The 26,051-nt window shown below is 42.8% G+C and carries 28 protein-coding genes; 15 read left to right on the top strand and 13 right to left on the bottom strand.

All coding sequences use genetic code 11. The features are described from left to right. Nucleotides 1-358: 358 nt before the first annotated feature. The 4 genes from IM462_RS09575 to IM462_RS09565 all read left to right on the top strand — a co-directional run bounded on the left by IM462_RS09575 (nt 359) and on the right by IM462_RS09565 (nt 3,974). Nucleotides 359-1,537, top strand: a complete 1,179-nt coding sequence (locus IM462_RS09575) for an AI-2E family transporter (protein WP_287669646.1) — start codon at nt 359-361, stop codon at nt 1,535-1,537. A gap of 740 nt (nt 1,538-2,277) precedes the next feature. Then, nucleotides 2,278-2,472 (top strand): TLTLP motif-containing protein, encoded by a 195-nt coding sequence (locus IM462_RS21215; protein WP_012267246.1) that lies wholly within the window; start codon nt 2,278-2,280, stop codon nt 2,470-2,472. Nucleotides 2,473-2,632: 160 nt separating this feature from the next. Beyond that, nucleotides 2,633-3,142, top strand: a complete 510-nt coding sequence (locus IM462_RS09570; protein ID WP_002770856.1) for an inorganic diphosphatase — start codon at nt 2,633-2,635, stop codon at nt 3,140-3,142. 145 nt (nt 3,143-3,287) lie between these two features. Then, nucleotides 3,288-3,974, top strand: coding sequence for an N-acetylmannosamine-6-phosphate 2-epimerase (locus IM462_RS09565; protein ID WP_287700630.1), 687 nt, complete (start codon nt 3,288-3,290; stop codon nt 3,972-3,974). Between the two features lie 37 nt (nt 3,975-4,011). Here IM462_RS09565 and IM462_RS09560 read toward each other — a convergent pair whose 3' ends face one another. Then, on the bottom strand, nt 4,012-4,335 hold the full coding sequence (locus IM462_RS09560) for a DUF4164 family protein (protein ID WP_002752658.1): 324 nt from the start codon (nt 4,333-4,335) through the stop codon (nt 4,012-4,014). 273 nt (nt 4,336-4,608) lie between these two features. On the opposite strand from IM462_RS09560, the gene IM462_RS09555 reads away from it, so the two are divergent. From IM462_RS09555 to IM462_RS09540, 4 genes are all read left to right on the top strand, one after another. Continuing rightward, complete coding sequence (locus tag IM462_RS09555) at nt 4,609-6,810, top strand: PhoX family protein (protein WP_287700632.1); 2,202 nt, start codon at nt 4,609-4,611, stop codon at nt 6,808-6,810. A gap of 708 nt (nt 6,811-7,518) precedes the next feature. Further along, on the top strand, nt 7,519-7,737 hold the full coding sequence (locus IM462_RS09550) for a four helix bundle protein (RefSeq protein ID WP_287700634.1): 219 nt from the start codon (nt 7,519-7,521) through the stop codon (nt 7,735-7,737). Nucleotides 7,738-7,936: 199 nt separating this feature from the next. Further along, nucleotides 7,937-8,803, top strand: coding sequence for a response regulator (locus IM462_RS09545; RefSeq protein ID WP_002740748.1), 867 nt, complete (start codon nt 7,937-7,939; stop codon nt 8,801-8,803). Continuing rightward, nucleotides 8,800-9,090, top strand: coding sequence for a circadian clock KaiB family protein (locus IM462_RS09540; protein ID WP_002772019.1), 291 nt, complete (start codon nt 8,800-8,802; stop codon nt 9,088-9,090). The genes IM462_RS09545 and IM462_RS09540 overlap by 4 nt, the downstream gene beginning before the upstream one ends. 101 nt (nt 9,091-9,191) lie before the next feature. On the opposite strand, the gene lepB is transcribed toward IM462_RS09540, so the two are convergent. Then, a complete protein-coding gene (lepB, locus tag IM462_RS09535; protein ID WP_287700636.1) occupies nt 9,192-10,289 on the bottom strand; it encodes a signal peptidase I in 1,098 nt (365 codons plus the stop codon). A gap of 109 nt (nt 10,290-10,398) precedes the next feature. Here lepB and IM462_RS09530 point away from each other — a divergent pair, with 109 nt between their 5' ends. The 3 genes from IM462_RS09530 (at nt 10,399) to IM462_RS09520 (ending at nt 12,124) form a co-directional block, all read left to right on the top strand. Continuing rightward, nucleotides 10,399-11,058 carry a glutathione S-transferase family protein gene (locus IM462_RS09530; RefSeq protein WP_287700638.1) on the top strand — a complete coding sequence of 220 codons (660 nt, stop codon included), beginning with the start codon at nt 10,399-10,401 and terminating at the stop codon, nt 11,056-11,058. Next, a complete protein-coding gene (locus tag IM462_RS09525; protein ID WP_104397326.1) occupies nt 11,059-11,355 on the top strand; it encodes a glutathione S-transferase in 297 nt (98 codons plus the stop codon). It begins immediately after the preceding gene. Between the two features lie 148 nt (nt 11,356-11,503). After that, complete coding sequence (locus tag IM462_RS09520; RefSeq protein WP_016517010.1) at nt 11,504-12,124, top strand: chorismate lyase; 621 nt, start codon at nt 11,504-11,506, stop codon at nt 12,122-12,124. Between the two features lie 64 nt (nt 12,125-12,188). Here the strand turns inward: IM462_RS09520 and IM462_RS21210 are convergent, their stop codons facing one another. Beyond that, nucleotides 12,189-12,419, bottom strand: coding sequence for a hypothetical protein (locus IM462_RS21210; RefSeq protein ID WP_502845515.1), 231 nt, complete (start codon nt 12,417-12,419; stop codon nt 12,189-12,191). A 7-nt stretch (nt 12,420-12,426) separates the two neighbouring features. Next, entirely contained in the window at nt 12,427-14,466 is a 2,040-nt protein-coding gene (locus IM462_RS09515) for a hydantoinase/oxoprolinase family protein (protein WP_287700642.1), read from the bottom strand. 84 nt (nt 14,467-14,550) lie between these two features. Between IM462_RS09515 and IM462_RS09510 the strand changes: the two genes are divergently transcribed. Next, complete coding sequence (locus tag IM462_RS09510) at nt 14,551-15,558, top strand: Gfo/Idh/MocA family protein (protein WP_287700644.1); 1,008 nt, start codon at nt 14,551-14,553, stop codon at nt 15,556-15,558. A gap of 404 nt (nt 15,559-15,962) precedes the next feature. Here the strand turns inward: IM462_RS09510 and IM462_RS09505 are convergent, their stop codons facing one another. From IM462_RS09505 to ccmO, 8 genes are all read right to left on the bottom strand, one after another. Then, nucleotides 15,963-16,376 (bottom strand): type II toxin-antitoxin system VapC family toxin, encoded by a 414-nt coding sequence (locus IM462_RS09505; RefSeq protein WP_287669623.1) that lies wholly within the window; start codon nt 16,374-16,376, stop codon nt 15,963-15,965. After that, the gene (locus IM462_RS09500; RefSeq protein ID WP_287700646.1) at nt 16,373-16,648 is read right to left on the bottom strand and encodes a hypothetical protein; all 276 of its coding nucleotides are present in this window, start codon (nt 16,646-16,648) and stop codon (nt 16,373-16,375) included. The genes IM462_RS09505 and IM462_RS09500 overlap by 4 nt, the downstream gene beginning before the upstream one ends. Before the next feature lie 362 nt (nt 16,649-17,010). Continuing rightward, nucleotides 17,011-17,385 carry a type II toxin-antitoxin system PemK/MazF family toxin gene (locus IM462_RS09495; RefSeq protein ID WP_192845959.1) on the bottom strand — a complete coding sequence of 125 codons (375 nt, stop codon included), beginning with the start codon at nt 17,383-17,385 and terminating at the stop codon, nt 17,011-17,013. Beyond that, nucleotides 17,366-17,668: a hypothetical protein gene (locus IM462_RS09490; RefSeq protein WP_061430571.1), complete on the bottom strand. Its 303-nt coding sequence runs from the start codon at nt 17,666-17,668 to the stop codon at nt 17,366-17,368. Before IM462_RS09490 ends, IM462_RS09495 begins: the two co-directional genes overlap by 20 nt. A 202-nt stretch (nt 17,669-17,870) precedes the next feature. Continuing rightward, entirely contained in the window at nt 17,871-18,563 is a 693-nt protein-coding gene (locus tag IM462_RS09485) for a hypothetical protein (RefSeq protein WP_287700650.1), read from the bottom strand. Between the two features lie 254 nt (nt 18,564-18,817). Further along, a complete protein-coding gene (locus IM462_RS09480; protein ID WP_287671433.1) occupies nt 18,818-19,633 on the bottom strand; it encodes a hypothetical protein in 816 nt (271 codons plus the stop codon). Between the two features lie 47 nt (nt 19,634-19,680). Beyond that, a complete protein-coding gene (locus IM462_RS09475; RefSeq protein ID WP_044034309.1) occupies nt 19,681-20,232 on the bottom strand; it encodes a gluconokinase in 552 nt (183 codons plus the stop codon). Nucleotides 20,233-20,487: 255 nt separating this feature from the next. Next, nucleotides 20,488-21,288 (bottom strand): beta-carboxysome assembly protein CcmO, encoded by an 801-nt coding sequence (gene ccmO / locus IM462_RS09470; RefSeq protein WP_002775137.1) that lies wholly within the window; start codon nt 21,286-21,288, stop codon nt 20,488-20,490. Nucleotides 21,289-21,501: 213 nt separating this feature from the next. On the opposite strand from ccmO, the gene raf1 reads away from it, so the two are divergent. The 3 genes from raf1 (at nt 21,502) to IM462_RS09455 (ending at nt 24,519) form a co-directional block, all read left to right on the top strand. Then, the gene (raf1, locus tag IM462_RS09465) at nt 21,502-22,581 is read left to right on the top strand and encodes a RuBisCO accumulation factor 1 (protein WP_287700652.1); all 1,080 of its coding nucleotides are present in this window, start codon (nt 21,502-21,504) and stop codon (nt 22,579-22,581) included. Nucleotides 22,582-22,852: 271 nt separating this feature from the next. Then, entirely contained in the window at nt 22,853-23,890 is a 1,038-nt protein-coding gene (gene csaB, locus IM462_RS09460) for a polysaccharide pyruvyl transferase CsaB (RefSeq protein WP_287700654.1), read from the top strand. A gap of 209 nt (nt 23,891-24,099) precedes the next feature. After that, nucleotides 24,100-24,519: a hypothetical protein gene (locus tag IM462_RS09455; RefSeq protein ID WP_287671426.1), complete on the top strand. Its 420-nt coding sequence runs from the start codon at nt 24,100-24,102 to the stop codon at nt 24,517-24,519. Nucleotides 24,520-24,698: 179 nt separating this feature from the next. Here the strand turns inward: IM462_RS09455 and IM462_RS09450 are convergent, their stop codons facing one another. Further along, entirely contained in the window at nt 24,699-25,724 is a 1,026-nt protein-coding gene (locus IM462_RS09450) for an ABC transporter permease (protein ID WP_287700656.1), read from the bottom strand. Nucleotides 25,725-26,051: the final 327 nt, after the last annotated feature.

Here is a 26,051-nt window from a genome sequence, read left to right as displayed (position 1 = left end):
TAGACCTCTTGCATAAATCCGAAAACAAACGATAGAAACAATAATGGGAGGGACTTTCAGTTAATTATTTATTAGTAGTTGATAATCTTCAAAAATGTTGCTGTACAAGGATCGACTTAAGACTTTTGCAAGAGGTCTATTGTCTTGTCAAGTATGGAGTGACTAGATCTACAGCCTAACGGAGCCGTTCACCTTCAATGTCGGCAGGATGCCCCCGTTACACCCATAAGGTTGTTGTAGCAAACCTACACCTGTCAGCATCCCACACCCCATCACCCCACTTCCCCGGGTTGAGTTAGCGGGTTCGGCTTCGATCTGTCAGAATACAAGTATTGAAACAAACCCTTTAAGAGGCTTCATGGTGGAAGTTAAAGTCGTTCCCCCGAAACGCAATTGGGTTCAGACGTGGTGGCAATCCCTGAATTCCCTATCTCGCTTACTGGTGATTGCTCTAGCTGCACCACTTATAGTTCTGAATGCCTGGGCATTATCGGCAATTTTTGGCTATTTTGAATCTTTATTTGTTATTTTACTGATAGCGGCCGTTCTATCTTTTCTCTTGGGTTATCCAGTGACTTGGTTGGAACGTCAGGGATTAAAACGGGGTTTAGCTGCGATCGTGGTTTCCCTGATCACGATTTTAATTTTTGTGGCCGTGGGAATCACCCTAGTTCCCCTAGTCTTCACCCAAGCACAGCAATTTGTCAACAGATTGCCGGAATGGTTAGACTCGGGACAGCGCCAACTGATGCAACTAGATACCAAAATCGACACGATGAATCTACCGATTCCGATCAGTTTCGATGGTCTGATCGCTCAGTTTAACAGTCGTTTAGGGGCAGAATTGCAAATTTTAGCGGGAAGAAGCGTTAATTTAGCCCTTAATCTCACCGTTTTTACCGTGGTGCGGGTGCTTGATGTGCTGCTAACCATTATCCTCACCTTTTATCTGCTTCTCCACAGTCCCGATATCTGGAGGAGTATTATCCAATGGTTGCCCAAACCCGTCCAACAACCCTTTTCCCTAACCCTACGCTTAAGTTTTCAGAATTACTTTGTCGGCCAGGTGATTTGTGCCACCTGCATGGCCCTGGGATTAGTCACGGCATTTTTATCGATTAAAGTTCCTTTTGGTCTTCTATTCGGCCTCTTGATTGGCACCATGGCCTTAATCCCTTTTGGGGGAACTGTCGGCATTGTCACGGTGACAGCTTTACTAGCTTTGCGGGATATTGGTTTAGCTCTGCAAGTTTTAGCCGTAGCTGTAGTGGTGCAGCAAATTGTCGAAAACGGCATTGCTCCCCGGATTTTGGGCAGTGTCACCGGGTTAAATCCCTTTTGGGTGTTGGTTTCGGTCTTGACGGGGGCGCGAGTGGGCGGTTTACTGGGGGTGATTGTCGCGGTTCCCATGGCAGTAATGATTAAGGAAGCTTTGGAGGTTATCCGTCAAGTGACTCCAGAGGAGACAAAATACGGGATAATTAAACCCTCTCTCCCCCTAGAATCAGAATCCTCTAGCGAGGTAGTTTCTCGCTGAAGAATGACTGACGGCATCATCTAGGACGATCTGAGCATTAATATTGGCCGGGATAAATCGGCAATTTTCTCGCAGGTTCTTGGCTTTTCTCCCTCGATCGAGTTATGATATCCATATTGGTAGATTAACTCCACTTGCCCTGATCGCCGTCCCTGGCGGATGCCTTGCTGGTCTCTGGGGCCTGGCTTATTGGGAGATTAGCTAACCAATTATCTCTAAACTCGGATAATTTCTGAGAAAAGGTGATTGTCTATCCCGATAAATCAGCAAAAAATCGATATTTTGGTTAAATAGGCTACATTAACAGCTAGGTTTCTATCGTAAGCTCGAAGTTAAGACATAAAGTCAATATCACCCTCCGATTGCAATGAGAAAATGTTTGAATCGCTTAATATTTGGGCTTTTCAGACATTTTTTTTGTGGATTGAGTAGGAAACAACTTGATTTCGGGATCAGACAAGGAAGCTGTGCTTGCACCCACAATGTAACAGGGACGAACACCAACAGACCATGATCTGGAGAGATCGTCAAGAAAAGTATCAGAGTGAACTCTTGGAAAAGAATTGGTAAAATATAATTAGTAGGGAGAGTATTGCTGTTAATGTTTCGCTTTTTAACGAGACGTTAACCAAGCTCAAAGGCAAAAAATAGCAGTAATTTGCTAAAAGCTAAAAGCCGATAGCTGACTGCTCTATATATCTCTCGTATTCTTTACTTGTCGAGTTCAACACGACCCCTTTATGGAATCAAGCAACCCGTCAGGGAAGACTTCCGAACCTCCTAGTCATAGGTGGGCTAATTTACTCGGAACCATGATCGCAATTCTGACCCTAACGTTACCCTTGTTAGCGATTGGATATAACTCCACGCCTAACTATACCGAAGAACCCCTTACCGGTAACACATCCTACTCCCTAACGAGGCAAATGAGGTGACAGAATTGAGATAGACGATTGCCAAGATAAAATTTTTTTTCTTCGTCCCGATCCCCCTTATGGGTAAAATTTGGATCGGAGTCAATCAAAGTGTCTTTTAATTTGCTTGCGCTTTTAGGTGACTCTAAAGGCGCTATTGTCTTGTATTTGGAGAAAGCTTGTGGATTTATCGCGCATTCCTGCCCAACCGAAACCCGGTTTAATTAACGTTTTAGTGGAAATTACCGCCGGTAGTAAGAATAAATACGAGTTTGATAAGGATTTAAACGCCTTTGCTCTCGATCGCGTTCTCTATTCTTCGGTACAATATCCCTGTGATTATGGTTTTGTTCCCAATACCCTCGCCGATGACGGCGATCCTTTAGATGGTATGGTGATCATGGATCAGCCTACTTTCCCCGGCTGTGTGATTACGGCGCGTCCCATTGGTATGCTAGAAATGATCGATGGTGGTGATCGCGATGAAAAAATTCTCTGTGTTCCCGCTAAAGATCCTCGTTATGCAGAGGTAAAATCTCTCAAAGATGTCTCTCCCCATCGCTTGGAGGAAATCGCCGAGTTTTTCAAAACCTATAAGAATCTAGAGAAAAAAGTCACAGAAATTCTCGGTTGGAAAGATGTGGACGCAGTAAATGCTTTAGTTGAACAGTGTATCGCTGCTTATAAGTAAGGTTTGCGGCAAAAAGTTTGTTGCTGGGGTTAGTTATCAGTTATCAGTTATCAGTTATCAGATGTGAGTTTTCAGTTCACTGATTACTGTTTACTGATCACTGAAAAAAGCTTCTCCCTACACCCTACACCCCACACCCCAATTTATGCGAATAGAAACCTTAAAATCGGGTTTAATCGTCTCCTGTCAAGCTCCAGTGGATTCATCTCTGCACGATCCCATAATTATTGCTGCCATGGCTCATGCTTGTGTGGATAGGGGTGCTTGTGGGGTAAGAATTGATAGTCCCGCTCATCTGAAAGCCACCCGTCAACAATTGCCGGATATACCGATAATTGGGCTCTGGAAACGCAATTATCCCGATTGTTCGGTATATATTACTCCCAAATATCAAGATGCTCTCGCTATTGCCGATGCGGGTGCCGATATAATTGCCTTAGATGCTACCCCAAGAAAGCGCCCCGATGATGAAAATTTAGCCACAATTATCGATCGTATTCATCAGGAAACTGGTAAATTAGTCATGGCAGATATAGACTCGATCGAAAGTGCTATTTATGCCGTGGCAGCCGGTGCTGATGTTGTCGGTACAACTCTTTACGGTTACACAGAAGCCACTAAACATCTGCATCCGCCGAGTTTTTCTTTCCTAGAAGAATTAGTTAATAAGTTATCAGTTCCTGTTATCTGTGAAGGAGGAATATCGACTCCAACAGAAGCCAAAAAAGCCCTAGAAGTTGGTGCCTATTCGGTAGTTGTCGGCACGGCAATTACAGGGATTGATTTAAAAACTACCGCTTTTTTACAAGGAATTTTATCAAAATATTCATGACATTGATCTTGCTCCTAGCCGTGCCTAGTAGCCACTTCTAGGGATTAGGAAAAAACCCAAAAAGTTTAGCCGCACCACCCAAAATGGCGACGACTAAAGCGATTAAAATCCCCCGGTTAGTAAATTCCTGATAGGCAATCCGTGCCGTTAATCCCTTGATTTCCGTGGTCAATCGCTCATCTAAAGCTTTAATATCTCCTTTTAACTCTCCCTTGAGTTCGGCTTGTCCGATTTCTAATTTTGTGAGACGTTCATCGATTTTGTCGAATTTTTGAGTAACATCTCTTTGTAGGTTATCGATTTTTCCCTCAATCCTTGTCAGAACGGCTTCTAGGGAATAAGTTACAGTTTCGTTAGACATTTGCTAAACCCCTATTCAGTTTTCAGTTATCAGATTTGAATTTTAAGTGAGCGGTATTAAATGGCAGTTTTCTACTGTCTTTGCACCGATTACTGCTTACTGATTATGGCAGTTTTCTGCTGTCTTTGCACCGATTACTGTTTACTGATTACTTTTAACTGGCTGTTAACTTAGTCATAACTTGGATAATATATAATACCTATGTCAAGTTTATGTAATAAAATTTAACCTAATCAAGGTCTGAACACCAGTTTTGACTTTATTTCTGAAAATATGAGTATTTCTCGCCGTAATTTCCTCACCTTTTTAACTGCCACTGCCGGTGTCTCTTTTTTCAGTCTGCAAGAGAAAAAATATTCCTCTCTGATTAGCAGTCCTGCGATCGCTGCCAATAGTTTTGGCTTAAACTTTTCTCCAGTCAAACTGCCGATTCCCTTAAAAATTGACGGTATGAGCGATGAAAGCCAAAAAAGTGCCTATCAAACCTATAAAGTCCTGGATGATCTCGTTCTTCCGCAAGGATTCACCTACGATGTGCTGGCACAGTGGGGGGATAAAGTGGGTGATTCCCGTTTCGGTTATAACAATGATTATCTATCTTTTATCGAAACCAGTCCGGGTCAAGGTTATCTAACCGTTAATTTTGAATATATCAGTGGTCGTACTTGGCTACAAACCTTTGAACAAGTGATTGGTAAAACCCTACCCGTCCAGGAAGTACGGGAAAAAACGAACGAAAAGGGCGAAATTGCCGCCTATCGCCTGCAAGATGCCAGCTTAAGGGCAAAAATCGAGGAAATCTCCCTAGAAGGCTTAATTGATCAGGGAATTGGCGTAATTTCCCTGGCTAAAGATCAAACGGGAAAATGGCAACGTACCTATAGTAAAGCCGATCGCCGCATTACCGGTATTTCTGGACTAAAGGACGATCACTACCTGAAAGCGACTGGTCCTGCTGTAGCAATTTTTACCAAAACCGATAAACTTGGCTACGATGACGGATTAGGGGCAAAAATTATCGGAACGTTTCAAAATTGCGCTGGGGGAACAACGCCTTGGGGGACCGTATTTAGTGCCGAGGAGAACTTTCAAGACCAAGTGACGGAGGTAGTGTTAAAAGATGGTTCCCCCTTGCATCCCGATACTACCCCCTTTATTCTCAATAGTGGGGAAGTGGATGGCCGGGGTAACGTCTTCGGGTTAGCGGGAAATAAATACGGTTGGATGGTGGAGGTGGATCCGGCCAATCCCGACGATTACGGCACAAAACACACTTGGTTAGGGCGTTTTCGCCATGAAGCGGTCGCTTTTCTCGCTCAAACGGGGCAATCCTTGGCGGTTTATTCAGGATGCGATCGCAGAGGTGGTCATGTCTATAAATTCGTTTCGGAGGGCAAAATTAGCGATATTAAGCAGAAAAATAACTCAAAACTCCTAGAAAAAGGAATGCTCTACGGGGCGAAATTCAACCCCGATAAAACTGGTTATTGGATACCCTTAAATCCCGACACGGAGATCAATCCCGTCCTACCGAGTCAAATTGCCGCTAGTCGCGGGGATGGGGTGGTAGCTTTGCCGAATCCCGAAAGAACGGTCAATGAGACTAAATTACTGCTATTTAAGGACGATGAGGAGATTTTAGCCTACAAAGCTAAATATAAGACCCTCGCAGACCTGTATGAAGGTAATGGAACGGAAAAACAGGGAGCAATTCTCATCGATGCTCATTTTGCCGCTAACGCCGTTGGGGTCACTTGTACTGGTCGGCCGGAAGATACGGAAGTGGACGAGAATGGCACTTTATATATAACCTTTACCTCTGGTAGTCCCAGTGAAGCGGAGGGAGGAGCCGATAAGGAAATATTTAAGGGACCAAATGGCGAAATACCCTACGAATTTGGCTGGATTATCAGCTTAAGGGAAGATAATAACGATGCTGCTTCCTTAAGTTTTCGTTGGGATGTGGTCGCTTATGGAGGGGAACCGACAGAGAAGGGTGAGGGTTTTTCTAATCCCGATAACCTCGCTTTCGATAAACAGGGAAATCTCTGGATGGTTAGCGATATTTCCACGGGTGGGTTAAATCGAGAGATGAAAACTCGTTATCCCCAAGGGGTCCCGGTTAGTCAACGGGATTTATTGGGGATTTTTGGTAATAATAGCGCTTGGGTGTTTGCCAAAGGTCAAGAGCATCCCTATCCTTTTGCTATCGCTCCCATGGATGCGGAATTAACGGGATTGTACTTTACTCCCGACCAAGAGACGTTATTTTTGGCAGTACAACATCCGGGGGAAGCGGGGGGAATTCGTCGGGATTTGGCCTTTGAAAACCGTAAATTTGCCCTGAAAACCACTAATGGGCAGGAATTTGAACAAATACGACAAGTACCACTAGGGTCGAATTGGCCTAGTGGTCAAGTTAATCAACCTCCCCGGCCGGCAGTGGTGGCAATTCGCCGAATCCAGTCAAAATAGGTGAGGGAAGTGGGGTGTGGGGTGTGGGCTTCGGCCGTGAGCTCAGCGTTCGACCGAGCTCACGCCGAGGTCCGAACGGGTGTGGGGTGTAGGGTGTAGGGTGTGGGCTTCGGCCGTGAGCTCAGCCGAACGGGTGTGGGGTGTAGGGAGAAGCTTTTTTCAGTGTTGCCAAAGGCACGGCGTAGCCGTCCAGTAAACAGTAAACAGTAAACAGTAATCAGTGAACTGAAAACTCACATCTGATAACTGATAACTGATAACTGACTCCTAACCCAATGTTGGACAAAGATAAGCAAAAATTATTTATTGACGGCAAAAACTTGAGAATATTTAAATTAACATTCCGCAATATTTACAAATTCTTAAGAATTAATTAAGAAAGATTTTTATTTAACAACGATGTTGTAATGGTTACAGCGATTTGATAGAATTTCATAGTGGGCTATTCTGTGCTTTTTTAAGCAGCAATAGTTGAAACCCTTGCCACACCTAGAAAGTGATCCTAATTAAGAAGGTTAAATCAGTCAATTTCACCCACAACGATGATCTTTTTTTTGTGTAGTTTTATTGCAAAAAAAAAGTTTTTTTGACAAAAAGCACAAAACATGATATTCCACAACGTATTTCTGGCTGCGAGTAATTATTGTAGAGGGGGAGAGGGGAGAGGAGAGATATATAATTTAGCTAGAAGCTTAAGTGCAGCGAAAAATGTCAACTGAGCCGATTAGAAGCCATAAAGATGGGAAGTCCTATCAAAAAGCCTTCTTTACAGCTAGGAAAATTTTTCAATTGTCGAAAAGTTTTCCTAAAAAAGAAAAATATGCTCTAACTGACCAAATTCGACGGTATTCTCGTTCTGTTTGTGCTAATCTAGCGGAGACATGGCGTAAACGTAGATACCAAGCCGCATTTGACAAACATGGTTAGATTTTGCCGTACAGTGCGGATATATGGACGCACAAACAGGAGAAGAATTATCAAGTGTGTACGAGGAAATTTTGGCTATTTTAGGGCAAATAATTAATAATTCTCAGCCATGGCTCTTAAAGCGTTAATATACAGTTTTAATCCTCTCTCCCATCTCCCCCGCTCCCCACTCTCCTATGCTTTTTAAACAGGATTTAGTATGACTAGGGATCTCTGTAGGATTTTATTGATAGAGGACGAACCGACGACTGTTAAATTAATCCAGAGATTGCTGTTAAAGGCCCCCCAATGTTCTCTGGCTGAGGGGTTGACTTTTACCCTCACCCAAGCTCAGGATCTAGAGGAAACTGCCGAAAAACTGGCAGGGGAGAAATTTGATCTCATCCTCTTAAGCTTGGAAATCTCCGTCCCCCCCGGTTTAAATATTCTAGTCAAAACCAGAGAATTAGCCGCTGCTATACCGATAGTGGTTCAAACCACTAGCAATGATGAGAAATTAGTCGTTAAAGCCTTTCAACTGGGTGCTGATGGTTATATTCAGTTAAATAATATCGATAGTAGTCTTTTAGTCTATCAAATTCGTGTAGCGATCGAGCGTCAGCAATATATCCTCAATCTTAAACATCAACAACAGGAAGAGGAATTTCGCGAACTGGAACAGTTAATCAAGGGAGGACAAACTAGCATCACGGCGAAAATGTTCGGTTCTGAGGCAATAAGACAGAGTATTCCCGATATTTTTCAAGAATTAGTCCAAAATTACGGAGATTTATTAGATTTAGCTTTAGAAGAACAAGCATACAAAGTGGAACATAATCTATCGGAACGACTGCGAAGCTTGGCCGATAAGTTAGGATTCTTAAAAGCGAGTCCTCGTGATGTGGTGGATATTCATACCACCACCCTACGCCAAAAAAATCAGGATGTCACCCTGGCCAAAGCGCAGGCCTACGTTAGCGAAGGTCGTCTCATGGTCCTGGAATTGATGGGTTATCTCGTCTCTTTCTATCGTAAATACTATATCGGTCTCAGCAACATTAAACTATTCAATAACACGCAATCATGAGTCAATATCTTCTCAAACTCTACATTATGGGCGATTCAAGTAAATCCCAAAGGGCGATCGCTAATATTTTTCGTATCTGTCGCGAGGAGTTATCCGGTCTTTATACGGTAGAAATAATTGATGTTCTCGAACAGCCGCAATTAGCGGAACAGGATAAAATTCTCGTAACTCCTACTTTAGTCAAACAACTTCCCCCACCCCTACAAAGAATTATCGGTGATATGTCCAACACCCAAAAGGTTCTCCTCGGTTTGGATGTTATTCCCAAAGACTCCCATCTCAATTAGGATTCACCGAAAAATTCTTCTGGTTAGGTTTTTCCTCGCTAATAAGTAGATAGGATTAAAATTATCCCTTGAAGACAGTTGAAAATCAATAGTCATCCCCATCATAGCAAAGACTGGACACGATCGAGGGGCCAGTAAACTTTATAGGCTTGACCAACGATATAACTTTCTGGCAAAAAACCCCAAGCATGGGAATCAAAACTATGGTTACGATTATCTCCCAAAACAAACAGATTTTTTGGGGGTACAGTCGTAAATTCTATTTCATAATTGCCCAACTCGGCGGTGTAGGGTTCCTCGATAACTTGCTGGTTGAGATAAACTTTGCCCCCCCGGATTTCAATGGTATCCCCGGCAATAGCGATGACTCGTTTGATAAAAAAATCTCCAGACTTAGGATCTAGTTGCCTAATTTTTTCCGGAGTTCTAAAAACAATTATATCGCCTCTTTTCGCTTGATAATTACCAGATTGACTGACGAAAATGCGATCACCTACTGCGAGGGTAGGTAGCATGGATTCGCTCGGAATCTGGAAAAATTCTATTCTTTGATGTAACCAATCAGGAAAATAATTACAGATAATTCCCCAAGTAAAAATTGCTGCCACCATCAGCGCCAAAATGGAACGATAGGTGTGACGATGGGGATGGAATTGATGGGGGAAAGTGTGATAAACATGATAAATAGCGATCGCTGTAACTAAAGGGGTAAGAAAGAGGATATTGGTGAAAAAATGATCCATTTTCAGGCTAATCTGGGATATAGTCAGAAAAATTATCCCTAATCTCACCTTATCAGCGTACAATTGCCCCAAACCTGGCATAATCCGGTTAGCGAAGACGGCAAACCATGGGTTTTTTTGTTTCCGGGGAATTTTCTCTAAGCTGTTATTCTGTCTGGAATCATAAACAGTCCAGTGAGCGTCAAAAATATTGCTAATGTAAACGATAACCAGAGCAACTATTCCCCCTAATCCCCAGCTTACAGGGCCATTGGGGCTAAAAATTGACCAAATTGTCACAATTATTAACATTACTTGAACGATCGCCCAAATGGTTGCTTTTTGGTTTTTGTTAGCATACCATTGTCCCAAACCGGGGAAAAACATCGAGAGATTGACCGCTAACCAGGGATCTTTTGCTTGTGAATTAGTCGCATAAGGACGAGAAACAGCCGAAAAAAGGGAGGGTTTGCTCATAGTATATATTTATTGGCAATTCAGTAAACAGTGAACAGTTAACTTAAAACCCAAGTCTGATAACTGATAACTGGTAACTGATAACTATTATAGCAACCAACAAAACTTAATGCTTTTACTTCAATTTAGCACCTCTCATTACTGTCGCAAAGCTCGTTTAGCTCTAGGTTATAAGGGGATTGATTACCAAGTAGAAAATCTCACCCCCGGACTACATATTCTCAAACTCAGGCCTCTAACCAAAGGGTTAACCACTGTCCCCGTTTTAATGACAGCAGATGAGATTATTGCCGATTCTACCGCCATTTTAAAATATTTAGAAAAAGTAGTTCCTTTCCCCTCTTTTATTCCCGTTGGGGAAAAGGAGAAAAATCAATCTTGGTTACTAGAGGATTGGTTAGATGAAAGTATTGGAGTAGCGACGAGATTTGTCTATTATAATTATCGCGCTGGAGAGGGAAAAGCGATCGATCCTTCTCTGAGTAGTCAAATAATTATTAATATCGTGCGACAACAATATAAAATCACCCCAGCCAGGGTAAAACTAGCGGAGGAGCGCCTAGAAAATGCCCTCAAGATTCTAGAATATTGGCAAAATCAGCCCTATTTGGTGGCGGATAAATTAAGTGTAGCCGATATTGCCGCCACTGCCCTACTCAGTCCTCTGGCTCTAATTCCCAGTTATCGTCAAAAATATCCCTGGTTGTTTGCTAGAATCGGGGAAATTCATCAACAGTGTCGGGAAAAATTGCCCCCCGGTTTAAATTAAATGCAGCGAACGACCAAAATTATTATCCTCATCTCGATCGGTTTCTTATCGCCCCTAAAAGCCCTTGCTTTGCCCGCTCCTGAAGATATTCCCGAAGAAATTTTACGAGCAGAAATTATCACTTCGGCTCGATCACCTTTGGATAATCAACCCCTAAATGCGGCAGAATATGCCTTACTGGAAGAACAATTAGCCACCAGTATTTATCCACCCCAAATTAATCCCAAGATTCGACAATTAATTGCTCTGAGAAGATTACAAAAACTCCTCCAGATCTTGATACCTTTTTATCGTTAAGATCAAAATAGCCGATCTCCTTTGGCGAGAGTGCATCTGCTAACCAAAAAGTTAGAGAGGATTGGCGTAGGGCGATCGCTTTTTTCGCCAGCAGACAAAAATCCCGTGTTATGATTAATGAAAAAATCATAAAGTTTTGTAACAAACCTTGACTGCTATCCTCCGCCCCCAAGAAAAGCCCCTGCTTAATCCTCCTTGGTACTCCCTGTCCCCTCTCTGGCAAGGAGACGAAACCAATGTTAAACAAGGTTTACCCCATAGTCAACTCGCACCCCCGTGGCAGATTTTAATTCTCGGCGATGGTTCTCCCACCCGTCATTTACAACTTTTAACCGGTGAAAAAACGGAAGTGGATGTGATCGATATGTCCCCCATCGGCGACGATGAGGATGGCGCACCGATGAAAATTAGCCTGATTCCGGGGCCGAGATTGCGTCGTCAAGTCTGGTTACGCACAGCCAGTGGTCAAAGGTTAGCCTATGCCGCTTCTTGGTGGTCCGCCAATCAAGTGGACGAATATCTAGAAAATCGTTCCCTACCGATTTGGGAAAGTCTCTCGCGGCTGCACACGGAATTGTATCGCGATGTGCAGGGACTTTATTACGGTCATTCCCCGGAATTAGAAATAGCTTTTGGGGAAAAAGGAGCATTTTGGGGTCGTCATTACCTATTTTGGCACGCTCGCCAACCCCTTACCCTGATTTACGAGGTTTTTTCTCCCTATCTCCGTAAATACCTCGGCGAAATGAGAATTGATCAGTTAGGTTAACTGCCGTAGATATTTCTATGTAGGGTTTACTGAATAAAGCTAAAAACCTTGTTGGATAATATCTTTAGGCTTTTTTGAAATCAAAAAGTGGGGGAAATTTAGGCACTTTTTCCCTGAAAATTAGGTAATTGGCCACCTCAAAACTGGTAAAACCCCACACCCGTTCGGCTGAGCTCACGGCCGAAGCCCACACCCCACACCCGTTCGGACCTCGGCGTGAGCTCGGTCGAACGCTGAGCTCACGGCCGAAGCCCACACCCCACACCCTACCCCCACGAAAAACTTTTTGCCGCAAACCCTAGTTAATTTTTGGAGAGAATTAAATGATTTTTCTCCGTTAATTTTGCCATCCAACCCGGTTCGACCACAATCGTGCTAATTTTTTCGATAATAATTGCAGGTCCTGCCAGACAATCAAAAGGTTCCAGATCTGAACGCTGATAAATTGGCGTTTCCCGCCATTGACTAGCCATAAAAACCGCTACTCGATCGAGCATAGGAGGTAATTCTCCCATCGGACGGGTGCGAGTTAAAATTGCTTCTTGGGGACTGTCCATAGTCTCGATCAATTCCACGGCGATGGACTCAACAATTAAAGCTTTTTGTTCTTGTTTAAACCCATAACGTCTTTGATGTTCCCATTCAAAATCCTGACGCATTTGATCGCCAAAATTAACCACTAAAGTGGCATCACTGCCTTGATATTTCAAACTGACTTGCTGGCGTACCTGATTATAACCCTCTAATTCCCGACCCGCTAAAACTTCTAATTCGTTCATCTCCGTGAGTAACTGCCCGATTAAATCGGCATTTAACGGCTGTTCGATCGCTTTTTCTTTAATTACCCTCAAATCGGCCAAACCCATGCCGTAGGCGCTTAAAACCCCAGCGTAGGGATGGAGAAAAATGCTTTTCATTCCCAGAGTATCGGCAATTAAACAGGCCACTTGACCCCCGGCACCGCCAAAGGTACAAAGAGTATAATCACTGAGATCATAACCCTTTTGCAGAGAGATTTTTTTAATCGCATTAGCCATATTTTCCACAGCAATTTGAATAAACCCCGCAGCCAACATTTCAGGACTATTATTACCCCCCATTGTTGCTGCTAATTTTTGAAACTTTATCAGCACAATCTCTCTATCTAGGGGTAAATTTCCCTCTTGTCCAAAAATAGCGGGAAAATAGGCGGCTTGAATTTTTCCTAACAAAACATTAGCATCGGTAATTGTTAATGGTCCACCCCGTCGATAACAGGCAGGTCCTGGATTAGCTCCGGCACTTTCTGGCCCCACCCGAAAACGATAACCATCATAGACTAAAATCGAACCCCCACCAGCAGCCACGGTGTGAATACTTAACATCGGCGCTCGCATTCTTACGCCGGCAATTTCGTTATCTGTTTGCCGCTCGTATTCCCCTTGAAAATGAGAAACATCGGTGCTAGTTCCTCCCATATCAAAACTGATAATTTTGCTAAATCCTGCCCTTAAACTGGTTTCTACTGCCCCAACTATTCCCCCCGCAGGACCGGATAAAATGCTATCTTTACCCTGAAATTTATCGGCGGTGACTAAACCGCCATCGGATTTCATAAATAGTAAGCTAGTTTTCGGTAATTGCTGGCTAATACTATCAACATAGCGGCGTAAAATTGGCGATAGATAGGCAGAAACTACCGTGGTATCTCCCCGGGATACCAGTTTCATTAAAGGACTGACTTGATGGGAAATGGCTAGATGAGTAAAGCCGATTTCTTCGGCAATGGCTGCCACTTGTTTTTCGTGGTCAGGATAACGATAACCGTGCATAAAAACAATCGCACAACTTCGGATACCCGCTTGATAAACTGGTATTAAATCGGCTTTAACTTGGGCAGGATTAACGGCGATTAATTCTTGTCCTTGACTATCGTAGCGTTCGGCCACTTCGATAACTTGTTCGTATAATAAAGAAGGAAGAATAATTTGACGGGCAAAAATATCGGGGCGATTTTGATAGCCAATTCTCAAGGCATCTTTAAAACCTTTGGTGATTAACAAAACCGTGCGCTCTCCTTTTCTTTCTAACAGCGCATTGGTGGCCACCGTTGTTCCCATTTTGATCACTTCGATGTTATCTAGGGAACCGCTAATATCTTTGATCCCTTGAATGACTGCATCCGAGTATTTTTCGGGATTCTCCGAGAGCAGTTTATAGAGAACAATCCACTGTTGATCGGCAAGGGGAACAATCAGAAATCTAGCGGCATCTCTAGCTAGTCGTTCAATAATTTCTGGTCGATCAATTATCGCCACGATATCGGTAAAAGTTCCCCCTCGATCGATAAAAAATTTTAACATAATCCCTTCCAGTTCTCAGAATCAATGAACAATTGCGCCTAATCCTTTTAAAATAAACTAGATTGATCTATCTGAGTAAGCAAAATGTCCACAGGAATCGCTATTTTAGGGGTAGGACGTTGGGGAGTGCATTACGTCCGTCATTTTTCTCAACATCCCTCAGCACAAGTAGTGGCGATCGTTGACCCCTCCCCCGAAAAACTCCGTCTCTGTCGGGATCAATTTAATCTCGATACTAATAAGGTTATTTTAGCCAATGACTGGGAATCTATTCGCAATCACCCCGAAATCTCGGCCGTAGTCGTCGTTACTCCCGCCATCAGCCATTATCCCCTGATTAAAGATGCTCTTAATTTAGGTTATCACGTTCTGGCCGAAAAACCCTTAACCCTCAATTCCCAAGAATGTGCCGAATTAACGGCATTAGCGGCGCAAAAACAGCGTATTTTATTAGTTGATCATACCTATCTTTTTCATCCCGCCGTTATCACCGGACAAAAAGTCCTGCAATCCGGGGGTATCGGTAAACCTCTTTATGGTTATGCCACTCGTACCCACCTGGGGCCGGTCCGTCAGGATGTGTCCGCTTTGTGGGATCTAGCTATTCACGATATCTCGATTTTTAATCATTGGTTAAATAGTACACCAGTATCGGTACAGGCGAGGGGAACTTTCTGGCTACAACCTAATCTAGCCGATTTAGTCTGGTTAACCCTGATCTATGGCGATGGTTTTCAAGCGACTATTCACCTTTGTTGGTTGAATCCCGATAAACAGCGACGCTTAGGAATAGTTGGCAGCGAAGGGACTTTAATTTTTAATGAATTAGACTCTCGATCGCCTTTAACCCGACAAAAGGGCTATTTTGAACGTCAGGAAGCCTATTTTATTCCCCGGGGACAAGAGACGGAATCTATCCCTATTGCCGATGGTGAACCCCTGAAAGCATTGTGCGAACATTTTTTAGAGTCGGTGGCTACGGGTGTCGATTCTCCTGTATCTTCGGGATCGGTAGGGACGGAATTAGTCAAAATCCTCCAGGCAGCAGAATTATCTATAGCTAGAGGTGGAGAGATTGTGCGCTTAGAATAGGTAAAAATGGGATCGATAGGTAGGGTCTGCTGAAAAAGTTTTTCGTGGGGGTAGGGTGTGGGGTGTGGGCTTCGGCCGTGAGCTCAGCGTTCGACCGAGCTCACGCCGAGGTCCGAACGGGTGTGGGGTGTGAAGTATAACCTGATTTGCTATTGACGAGGAGTTTGTACGGCGTTAGATTTATTAGAGGTTTTCTTAATTTGTACCCAGTAAGAGGGTATCGGAAATTCTGTTAATCCTTCCTGCAGCACAGGTTATGGCTTTTTGTCAATGGGGAAGTCCAGAACCCTATCGGTGCGTAGCGCGCTCGATCGCTAACGGCTCAAATCAGCGACGGCATTAGAAAGCAAGCTCAGCAGCGACGAATTTTGACCGTCCGCTGCCACGCAGTGTTAGCTGGCGGTTCAAGGAAATAACTCAAAGTAATCGCAGTGACTTGGACGAATAATCGAAAAATCTCGGCGATCAAGTGTGTAAACGCGAGTAATAGTAAGCCTTTCAGCTATGGCAATGATCGCTGCATCTGTAAAGTCAAGCTGATTGTCAGCATATTGTTCCAATATCTCATGCACTCGTACCAAGTCTTCTGGGATTACAGGTTCAACTTGAACCGCATCAGGTGTCATACTGGATACAAAACGGCGCATTGCTTGGTGGCTCAATCTTGATGCAATCAGATAGCAGACCTCAGGCAAGACAACGACAGGTAGAACCAATAGCTCATTCACGCTTTGAGCAATAGCCAACACCCGCTGATGATTGCGATCGCCCTGATCGGTTAAGGCAAACAAAAAACTGGTGTCAAGTATCGCCGTCATACTGAATTGCTTGGGTTAAGATTCCAGCCGGACACCGGATCAATCTCATTGCCTAGAATCTCTTCATCACGTTCTGAAATATCCTGTTGACCAGAGTTACCTAAACCTGCAACTGCAAGCAGAAAACTAGAAGAATGAGTGGTCAGTTCTCTTTGATGGGCTGCTTTATAGCGAAGATAGTCAAGAAAATTAGACAGTTCCACTAAAGCCTCATCAGGGAGAGCCTTGACTGCTTCAATTAGCGGTTGCCGTTCTATAATGCTTCTATCCATTACTAAATCTTAGATTAGGACTTCTCCTATTTTACTCCTCAACTCAACGAACAGGCTCACTTACTAACTATCACAGCAGGTAACACCTGAATACAGTCCGCACAAATTGGCATGAAGTCAAAGATCACAGTTGGGTTTCTGCCGTCAACCTAACCCACCAGAGCGGCGTACTGCTACGCAGTGCCTTCGGCATCGCACTTAGACTCACAGTTTCAATAAATGTGCATGGTGCGTTCCCCAAAATCTCTTGGTGGAGCAGTAGGAGCCATATTAGAGAACGCACCCTACCAGCTGAATTCACCCGCCATTTTGGTCTATTTTCCAGCATCAGTCGCTTTTTATTAGTCGGGTGCAATGATTTGTTAGATCTCAAATTCGATTACAGTAGCAATGGCGGCTACAATTTCCAGCATTGTAATTTCAGAAACGCTTCCTAATTTACGAATAAACCTTTGTAAATCCACCCCCCTTAGTTGAAGAGTATCAATTGCAGAAGCTTTATTCAATCCATTGATACTGTTAGGTTCAATTTTAACGTGCCAGAAATTTGCTGAAAAATATGTTTTCCAGTCTGTAATAGGAGCAATAAGCTTGATAGGAAGCTTTCCTACTGAATCGGAACTGATGACGACAGCAGGACGCAATTTTTTGATTTCTGCACCAACAGTAGGATCGAAGTTGACTAACCAAATTTCTCCACGTTTTGGAAGCTCAGGGTTAATACTCAATGATGTCACCTGCCATTAACTCCTGCCATTCAGAATCTTGTTGATAGTGAGAGAGCATTATATCGGCTTGACTTTTGAGAATATTCCTCCGTTCAGTCATTGGTAACTTCAGAAAAGCAAGACGCTGTTTTAAGGATGGAGAGATATATTCGTTGGTAGAAGAATCAGAACTAACTTCTTCAACCAAAATAACTACCTCAACAGTTTGTCCTACAGTCAGCTCTGGAGATTCAATTTCAATTCTATTTCCTGGTAGGACTTTTGCTGTCCTGTACAAAGTTGATTTAACCATTTTAAGCCTTCTCTTTAAGTATTGTTGTTAATATAGCTTATTAAGATCGGCGACCGCACTTTAACCCACAGTTTCAATCAATGTGCATGGTGCGTTTCCAAAAATCTATTAGTGGAGCAGTAGGAGCCACATTAGGGAACGCACCCTACAAAATTGCGATCTACTACTCAAGACTACTCGGTAGTCCTCTCGAATCGGGTTGTTAGGTATTACTGTCAGAAATTTTTCTCAACTGATCTTTGATATCATCTGGCATTCCCCATGAATATTCATCAATGATCCTCTTTAGGATTCTCTTTCTTGCCTCTGGATTTGAAAAGTTACCCCTCTCTTTTCTAAGCAAATTAGAAATTTCATATACATTGTGATATGTGGGAAAGGATTTTTCCGCAGCCTCAAAAGCTTTAAGAGCATCATCAAATTTCTTCTCACGTAAGTACAAGAACCCCTCTCTTTCCTTTTCGGCAGCAACTTGAGCAGAACTCTTTTCTTTTTGAATCACGGCAATACCTTCATTTCCTACTTTCTGAAGTTTTTGATCAGGAGAATTTGTGAATCCTCTAAAAAGTCTTTCTGATTCACCCTCTGTAAGAGTGAGCCTTATCAAATTTATTGTAAGAGTTTGTTTTTTTGAGTCATTACTTTCTAAATCTTGAAAAAGAGTTTTTACAAATGTGTATCGGCTAGTTCTTTCTTTTAATGCCTCGATATCCGCTGTTCTCTGTTTAAAGATTGCTTCAAGTTCTTGCCCTCTTTCTTTCAATCTTTGATCGGCTGCATCAATTTGCCATTTTGTATAGGTATTAAAGACTGTCAATACTATGGTGATTACAGAAGAAACTACACCAATCAAAGCCGTAATTTTGCCAGTTGATATATTCTGCTCAGCAGTCATGTGTGTTTTCCTTTCATAAACTTAATAAGTCAGCTAACTATATATTATACGGAAACTTTTGGCATATCACCTCATTTAGGCGTGATCGCTAGAAGTTTCCCTACATCACGCCCAAAAGCGTGTTAGCTAGATTAGCCCACATCGCACTTTAACCCACAGCTTGAATCAATGTGCATGGTGCGTTCCCCAAAAATCTATTAGTGGAGTAGGAGGACTTGCATTAGGGACCGCACCCTACGGCAATGGCGATCGCACTAAATATCGGGGTCATCGCTAATACGAGAAGATATTTCTTTTGTAAGCTCATTTAAATAGTCCTTCCCCTTTTCTAATGCATCTTCAAGCTCCAAAATTTCAAAGGAAACTCTACGAAAAGCAATTCGACCGACTACTCCTTCAAACTTTTCGCCTGTCTTTGTATTTTTGCCTGTCTTTGTATTTTTGCCTGTCTTTGTATTTGAATATTTACCACTTAGCTCATGAATCTCCACTTTCCTATTTTTCATCTTCTTATATTTATATTTGAGAAAAAATGTTCCACCAAATGAATCTTGCCCTCCTGCTTCACCATCATGTATGTATTGAAAGTTAAAGTCACAATATTTACGTAAACACTCAGTAATACGGGCATTCGTAGAATGTTCTGTACCCAGATGGACTGTATCCAGCCAATTTTCTGGACCAGACTCATTTTCTTGATAAACTTCCACTGATATGGATATGCTAGTCCAAGTCTGATCAATCTGCATTAGTTCTAGACGAAGCAGTTCAAAGTGAGGATTGTTTCCCATCCCGATCCAGGTGCCAGACAAACTAGGTATTTTGTCAAATGGGTTTAGCTTCCATAACCATCGATCATAAGCTATAAAAGAAAGGGTAAATATAATTGTAAAGAAAGAAATGGGGGATACATCTCGTGGTAAAGGAAAGGCATTAGAGATGTTTGTCCTAACCAAATCAATTAACGGTTGTAATTGTAGAGATACAATCAAAGAAAATAAGGCGATCCAGCCCATAACTTTTAGCCGAAAGGCTTGGTTGTTAACACCGTAGGAATGCATTTCTGACATCTTTTACAACCCATCACTTTTGGTATAACCATCATTGGCAGAAATCTTTACTCGGCGCATCTCTGCCACCAAGGTTTTTTCATGTTTGGAAATATTTGCATCGCCTTTTCTAGCAGTTCGTTCACAATTTCATCTGGCATCAAAAGTCCGTTTACAGCAATTACATTTTCCTCTGGACTGATGGGTTCAAAAGAAGCTATTTGACTATGAAGCATCTCAAGTTTCATATAGTGATTTAACCTGTTGGCTAGTCTTAGCTCTAGCTCTGGTTCAGGTACATTTAGCCAAACTAACTGAACTTGTCCTAAAGATGTCAGTTGTCTCCTGTAGGAAGCTTTCAGAGCAGAACAGGTTATTACAGCTTCTCTGTTTTGAGTTATTGCCCGTCGAATATCATCCTCTATTTCTAGAAGCCACTGACGACGGTCTTCGTCTTGTAGAGACTTCTGTGAAAGCATCTTGATGATGTTCGATAAGGGATGTCTGCGATCGCCCTCAAGAAAATCACTTTCTAGCCGCTCAGATAAGAGCCGACCAACAACCGTCTTTCCTGATCCAGCAACACCCATAATGATCCACACCAATGGGCAACCGTCCATTCACCTCCTCCTCATTACTAGAAAATGGCTGACTAAATTTCTGACAATTAGGCCAATTCTAGCGACGATTATTCGATCTGACCGCACCCCTTGACAAAAATTTATAATTATTCGATTCGTTTAATTGTCGGGGGCTTCTGTAAAGATTTTTTACCTGGAAATCCACACCCACCAACAAACTTTTTGCCGCAAACCCTAATTCAACCTTTTGCTCCTATACTTTTAGCAGCACAGGAGCAAATTTGAAAATAAAAATTAATAACTGTCCTCATCGGTGATAACTTCCACGGGAATCACTTCTTCTAACACTTTTTCCTGCATTTCTTGGCGACGAATTGGTATTTTGGTTTTTTCCAATTCCGGTAAAGCGACCAATTCCCGTTGTTTTTCCCGGACAGTATTGGGTAACAACATCGGTAAAGGTTCGGGGGTTTCTAACCAGTAGCTGGCCACCGGTAGAGTATGTTCTAAATCTTCCAATAAACGGGGAATAATCATCACCGCGTGCAGTTCACCGATTTTCTCTGCTTCCCGCATTCCCGCATCAATGGCCACGGCCACATTAGCGACGGAACCCCGGATAATGGCCGTACACAAACCATCCCCAATTGTTTCGTAGGAAGCTAACTGCACATCGGCCGATTTTAACATAGCATCGGCTGCTCCCACCATAGCGGGAAAACCGCGGGTTTCCAAGAGACCGATCGACATATTGCTCAGTTTGCTAAAACCCCGTTGACTTTGGGCAATTTCGGCTAAACGGCTACCAATTGGGAAAATTACCTCTAAATTGGGCATCGGTCGGGGAATAACCGATTTAGATACCAATTGTCCGAACTGTGCCGCGGTTTTTGCCCCTTCTTCCACTGCTAACCGCACATCGGCAATATTACCACGCACGATCGCCGTACAGTGACCACCGCCAATTTTTTCGTAACCCACAAGGGTAACTTCTGCCGATTTTAGCATCATATCCGCCGTCCCGACGATCGCCGGAAAGCTGAGGGTAGAGACTAAACCCAAGGCGCTATCTTTGGGGTGACGCTTGGTTTTCATCGTCCTTTGACCGGGGTTAGTTGTGGACGAGGGGGGAATGCTTCCATTAACTCTTAATCTAGACATTGAAGATAAACTTGCCCTAACAGGTACGAAGGGGGTGATTGTCAGCTATCCTGTTACTATCTAGTCTATCCTGTTAACCTTAATTGCTATTGAAGATTTTTGAGGGATTAGATAAATTTTAGTTATTGTAGCTTGATCAAGTTGTCTATGACAGAACAGCCTCGCAGTACAGATGATCGAATCAGCGAAACGGAAGCGACCGAATTAATGCGCTCGCTGCTTCATAAGGAAGGAAATTGGGTGAATTGGGGGCAAAAATGTCAAAAACTGCAAAAAGCTGGCTACGATTCCCAGTTAATTTTTGAACAAACCGGTTTTCAAAATGCCCAACAAAATTTAATTATTGTCGCTGCCCAAGTTTTTGAGAGTTTAATCAAAGCAGGAGCAGATGAAGATTTATTAAGTTACTACGTCGGGCCGCGCAGTGATGTGCTATACGAATTACGGATTCTCAACCAAGAACAAAGATTGGGGGCAGCGAAATTAGCGGCAGAAAAAAGGATTGAAGTGGCTGAAGCACACGATATCGCCAAGGCTATCCAGGATTTTTCCCGTTTATCCCAGATTCCCAGTGAATTTACCCGTCATCCTGGAGATGCGATCGCTTACCAGTGTTGGAAACGGGGCAAACAAAAGCGAGATTTAGCCGAAAGAGCGAAATTAATCGCTAAAGGGTTGAAATTTGCCCATTCTGACTCGGCTAGACAGGCGATCGAGTCCTTACTACAAGATTTTACCGTTACTCCCACCCGTAGCGCACCGTTGCTGCCCGTCCATCGTTTACAGGATGAGGACGAATTAGCCCGAATTATTCCTTTAGTAGGAAGATTTCCGGTGACGGTAACTGATATAAAATGCACAGAAAGTCTGAGCGTCGAGGAACCTTTTCGACTGGTAACGGTGGGGGATAAACAAACGATTGTGCCTCTCCCCGGTTGGCAAGCAATTCTCAAAGCGATCGATCCTGTAGCTATTTTATGGCCTAGCGATCAATTACCTCGATCGATTGCCACCAGATCCGAGGAAGTGTTATTAGTGATCGATCGAGTTTTTGCCGAATGGGATGGGAACAATTATTATCTAGTGGAGAGGGATAATTCTGTCTTTTTACAATGGTTTGATAGTTCCCCTGATGTCACAATACTAGGGGAATTAGTCTTGATTTTAAGAGCAAAAAATATCCTCGATGAAAACAACATCACCGAACCCTGGCAAATGGACGACTAAATCAGTGATCAGTTATCAGTAAACAGTGATCAGGTTTAAGCTATTAGTTATGAGTGGGAATAAGAAAATAGATAAACTGATCACTGCAATCTAATAAAACTGGTCACTGCTAACTTGTAGCTGACGGCATAACTTAAGAAACTAAGGGACATTTTTAAAGGAAAAAGTAACAAAGCGGACAAAGGAGACAGGGGACAAATTTACCATACTTTTGCCTTTTGAATCTTGCCTTTTTCTGGCTGATAACTGATAACTGATAACTGATATATATATGCGTGCAGTAATTTGTGGATATTATGGGAGAGGAAACGGAGGAGATGAGGCATTATTAGTGTCTCTATTGCAGATGTTACCCTCAGCAATTAAACCTATTGTTTTGTCAAATAATCCCAGAGAAACCAGTCAACGTTATGGAGTGGAAACCTGTCCTAGTCGGGATTGGTGGCAAGTTTTTCAAACTATGAAAAAAGCGGATATATTTATCTGGGGTGGTGGCAGTTTAATGCAGGATGTCACCAGTTTTGCCAGTCCAATTTATTACGGTGGTTTAATGGCTCTTGCTCAATTATTGGGCTTAAAAACTATTGCTTGGGGGCAGGGAATTGGACCATTAAATAGACCTTTTACCCGTTGGTTAACCAAAAAAGTCTTAAAACAATGTAGTTTAGTTAGTGTGCGCGATGATACTTCGGCTCATTTAGTCGCCAATTGGGGTATTAGTCCCATTGTTGCCCCCGATCCAGTATGGGCTTTAGACGCTCAATCAGTCAAGGGATTATCGGATTTACCCGCCCCAAGAATCGCCGTCAATTTACGTCCCCATCCCCTATTAACCCCGGCAAAATTAGATAAATTAACCCAAGCTTTAATTGATTTGCAGACCAGTACGGGGGCGTTTATTCTCTTAGTCCCTTTTCAAAAGTCGCGGGATTTGCCCCTCTGTGAAGCTGTAGCCCGTCAATTAAGGGAAAATCATCAAATCATTAGTTTAGAGGATCCAAGACAGTTAAAAGGCTTATTTCGTGGGGTAGAAATGGTGATCGGAATGCGCTTTCATAGTTTGATTATGGCCGCGGCAGAAGATTGTCGTTGTTTTGCCCTTAGTTATGATCCGAAAGTGTCGCGATTAATTGCCGAAGTACCGATGCTGGGTTGGGAATTAGATCAGTTACCAGAGGCAGTTAATGATATTAGTAACACTTGGATTAATTTTTATGCCAATGGAGAGGGATTAACCAGCGATCGTAAACATTTTTTAATCGATCGAGCTTTAATTCATCGAGAAATTTTATCTAGATTGGTGAGCTAATTTTTATGTCGAGTGCCATTATCGAAGCTATCACAACTATTGCCCTAGCCGAGACAAGATTTAATCTCTCTTTAACAGAAGATGGGGCGTTTTTTCCCGAATAGCAAAGTGATTTACTGTCCCTATCTAGCCATGAAAAAAAGAGTTTAGATAAAGTAAGACAAAGGTATTTATATCAAAGATCGACGGGACAGTTATTAGAAGGAACCGTGACTTTATTGTTAGTTTCTCCCCTACTAGCGATTGCGGGTTTTTACGATCCGCCCTTTTGCGTACCCGCAGAGGAATCGGTAAGCTTAACTGTCCATGATGGGGAAGAAATACTATCGGGTAGAATCGATGTGTTAGTCTGGTTAAATCAGTTTTGGGTGGTAATTGTAGAATCAAAAAAAACCGCCCTATCGGTTTGGACTGTCTTACCGCAAACCTTAGCCTATTTGATGGCTAATCCCTGGCCAGAAAAACCTAGCTTTGCCCTCGTCACCAATGGAGATGATATTTTATTGGTCAAATTGAGAGCTAATGTCCATGATTATGCCCTGTCTAGGATATTTGCTCCCTTTATTTCCAGAGAAGAACTATATAGAGTTTTGCAGATTTTAAAACACATCGGTGCAGCGATCAAATAAAATCAAGAACGGATTCAATATTATTTGATTATGCCAAAGGGCAATTCCTATCTTAGAGCGGAATCGCGCTTTCAGATGTTAGTTACGACTATTAGAAATTAATATTAGTACAAATGCTAAAACTCCCTCTCCTCTTTCTCTTCTCCCCCACTTCATAATTTATAATTCCCTCTCCCTGATTAATAACGGATGCGAGGATCAACATAAGCATTGATTAGATCGATCAAAATACTGGCAAAAACCACTATTGTCGCAAAAAAGGCCATTAATCCCTGCACTGTTGGGTAATCGCGCAGAGAAATCGCCCGATATAACTGATTTCCCAAACCCGGCCAAGAAAAAGTAACTTCCGTCAAGACTGCACCACCTAAAAGAGCCGCAAAAGTTAATCCTAAGACAGTAATTACGGGAATTAGAGCATTTTTCAGCGCATGGCCGATCATAATCGTTTTTTCTGGTATTCCTCTTGCTTTTGCCGCATCTACATAGTCCGCTTGCAAAGTTTGTTTCAGATTAACTCGCACCATCCGCTCAAAAATCCCACTCAAAAGAATGCCGAGAGTAAAACTAGGTAAGGCCAGATAATACAAAGCTGTGGGCAACTTATCTAGTTGCAGAGTCATCAGACTATCAAGGGTGTATAAACCCGTAATTGTCTGGGGTGGAGTTTCACTCAAAGGAAAACGAGTCCCCAAAGGAAACCAGCGCAACTGTACCGCAAAAATTAGCTGTAAGAGCATTCCTACCCAAAAAATCGGCAAGGAATAGGTTATCAGTCCAAATAAACGTCCCCCCGCGTCTAAGGGAGTATTGGGACGGGAAGCGGTGATAATTCCCAATCCGACTCCCACTATCACTGCAATCAGCATCCCATAAAAAGTTAGTTCCACCGTCGCTGGAAAATGTTTAGCGATAATCTCCCATACCGTCACCCCCTTACTGGTTAAAGAGTCTCCTAAATTGAGACGCATGAGATTGAAAATATAGTCTAGATACTGGAAAAATAGGGGCTTATTCAGTCCTAACTGTTCTCTTAGGGCATTTTTGGCACTTTCAGGAGCGCGGTTGCCTAAAATCGCATCCGTGGGATCACCGGGAGCAACACGCATCAGCAGAAAAACCACCGTCACGATTGTCCATAACATCAAGGGAGCTAGGAGTAAACGCACCAGTAAATAGGATTGTAAAGCAGCGCGACGAGACATGAGGGCTTTCCTTTCAGAAAATACATTCTCAAGGAACCATACCCCAAAATCGACCCAGCGATCGAGAGGTACCGAATAAAAAATTAAATAGAGGGAATATTCAGTACAAGTAAACTAAAGTAGCCGCACCGACAGTTCTGAGCAAAGGACTACCAAAAAACCCCTAAAAGCTGAAAAGCTTACGTAGCAAGGGATAGAAAAAAGATCAAAAAATTTTGCCAAAAGGGGTTGACAAACTAGGGGAAGTTAGATACATTGGTAAATGCGCGGTTGAAGCAAAGCGAAAGCGAAGCGAAACAAACGACGCTGGAACCTAGACAAAACAAT

It is taken from the genome of Microcystis sp. M144S2 (genome assembly GCF_020246065.1).
Taxonomy (GTDB): Bacteria; Cyanobacteriota; Cyanobacteriia; order Cyanobacteriales; family Microcystaceae; genus Microcystis; species Microcystis ichthyoblabe_A.
This window is presented reverse-complemented; position numbering and strand designations above follow the sequence as displayed.

Bases quoted from the DNA above. Each gene is read 5' to 3' on its own strand.
- ccmO (WP_002775137.1), bottom strand. From the start codon at position 21,288: ATGAAAACCAAGCGTCACCCCAAAGATAGCGCCTTGGGTTTAGTCTCT.
- lepB (WP_287700636.1), bottom strand. From the start codon at position 10,289: ATGAGCAAACCCTCCCTTTTTTCGGCTGTTTCTCGTCCTTATGCGACT.
- IM462_RS09575 (WP_287669646.1), top strand. From the start codon at position 359: ATGGTGGAAGTTAAAGTCGTTCCCCCGAAACGCAATTGGGTTCAGACG.
- IM462_RS09525 (WP_104397326.1), top strand. From the start codon at position 11,059: ATGCAGCGAACGACCAAAATTATTATCCTCATCTCGATCGGTTTCTTA.
- IM462_RS09545 (WP_002740748.1), top strand. From the start codon at position 7,937: ATGACTAGGGATCTCTGTAGGATTTTATTGATAGAGGACGAACCGACG.
- IM462_RS09490 (WP_061430571.1), bottom strand. From the start codon at position 17,668: ATGGTTAAATCAACTTTGTACAGGACAGCAAAAGTCCTACCAGGAAAT.
- IM462_RS09530 (WP_287700638.1), top strand. From the start codon at position 10,399: ATGCTTTTACTTCAATTTAGCACCTCTCATTACTGTCGCAAAGCTCGT.
- IM462_RS09555 (WP_287700632.1), top strand. From the start codon at position 4,609: ATGAGTATTTCTCGCCGTAATTTCCTCACCTTTTTAACTGCCACTGCC.
- IM462_RS09505 (WP_287669623.1), bottom strand. From the start codon at position 16,376: ATGACGGCGATACTTGACACCAGTTTTTTGTTTGCCTTAACCGATCAG.
- IM462_RS21215 (WP_012267246.1), top strand. From the start codon at position 2,278: ATGGAATCAAGCAACCCGTCAGGGAAGACTTCCGAACCTCCTAGTCAT.
- raf1 (WP_287700652.1), top strand. From the start codon at position 21,502: ATGACAGAACAGCCTCGCAGTACAGATGATCGAATCAGCGAAACGGAA.
- IM462_RS09565 (WP_287700630.1), top strand. From the start codon at position 3,288: ATGCGAATAGAAACCTTAAAATCGGGTTTAATCGTCTCCTGTCAAGCT.
- IM462_RS09515 (WP_287700642.1), bottom strand. From the start codon at position 14,466: ATGTTAAAATTTTTTATCGATCGAGGGGGAACTTTTACCGATATCGTG.
- IM462_RS09550 (WP_287700634.1), top strand. From the start codon at position 7,519: ATGTCAACTGAGCCGATTAGAAGCCATAAAGATGGGAAGTCCTATCAA.
- IM462_RS09475 (WP_044034309.1), bottom strand. From the start codon at position 20,232: ATGGACGGTTGCCCATTGGTGTGGATCATTATGGGTGTTGCTGGATCA.
- IM462_RS09485 (WP_287700650.1), bottom strand. From the start codon at position 18,563: ATGACTGCTGAGCAGAATATATCAACTGGCAAAATTACGGCTTTGATT.
- IM462_RS09560 (WP_002752658.1), bottom strand. From the start codon at position 4,335: ATGTCTAACGAAACTGTAACTTATTCCCTAGAAGCCGTTCTGACAAGG.
- IM462_RS09510 (WP_287700644.1), top strand. From the start codon at position 14,551: ATGTCCACAGGAATCGCTATTTTAGGGGTAGGACGTTGGGGAGTGCAT.
- IM462_RS09450 (WP_287700656.1), bottom strand. From the start codon at position 25,724: ATGTCTCGTCGCGCTGCTTTACAATCCTATTTACTGGTGCGTTTACTC.
- IM462_RS09480 (WP_287671433.1), bottom strand. From the start codon at position 19,633: ATGTCAGAAATGCATTCCTACGGTGTTAACAACCAAGCCTTTCGGCTA.
- csaB (WP_287700654.1), top strand. From the start codon at position 22,853: ATGCGTGCAGTAATTTGTGGATATTATGGGAGAGGAAACGGAGGAGAT.
- IM462_RS09500 (WP_287700646.1), bottom strand. From the start codon at position 16,648: ATGGATAGAAGCATTATAGAACGGCAACCGCTAATTGAAGCAGTCAAG.
- IM462_RS09540 (WP_002772019.1), top strand. From the start codon at position 8,800: ATGAGTCAATATCTTCTCAAACTCTACATTATGGGCGATTCAAGTAAA.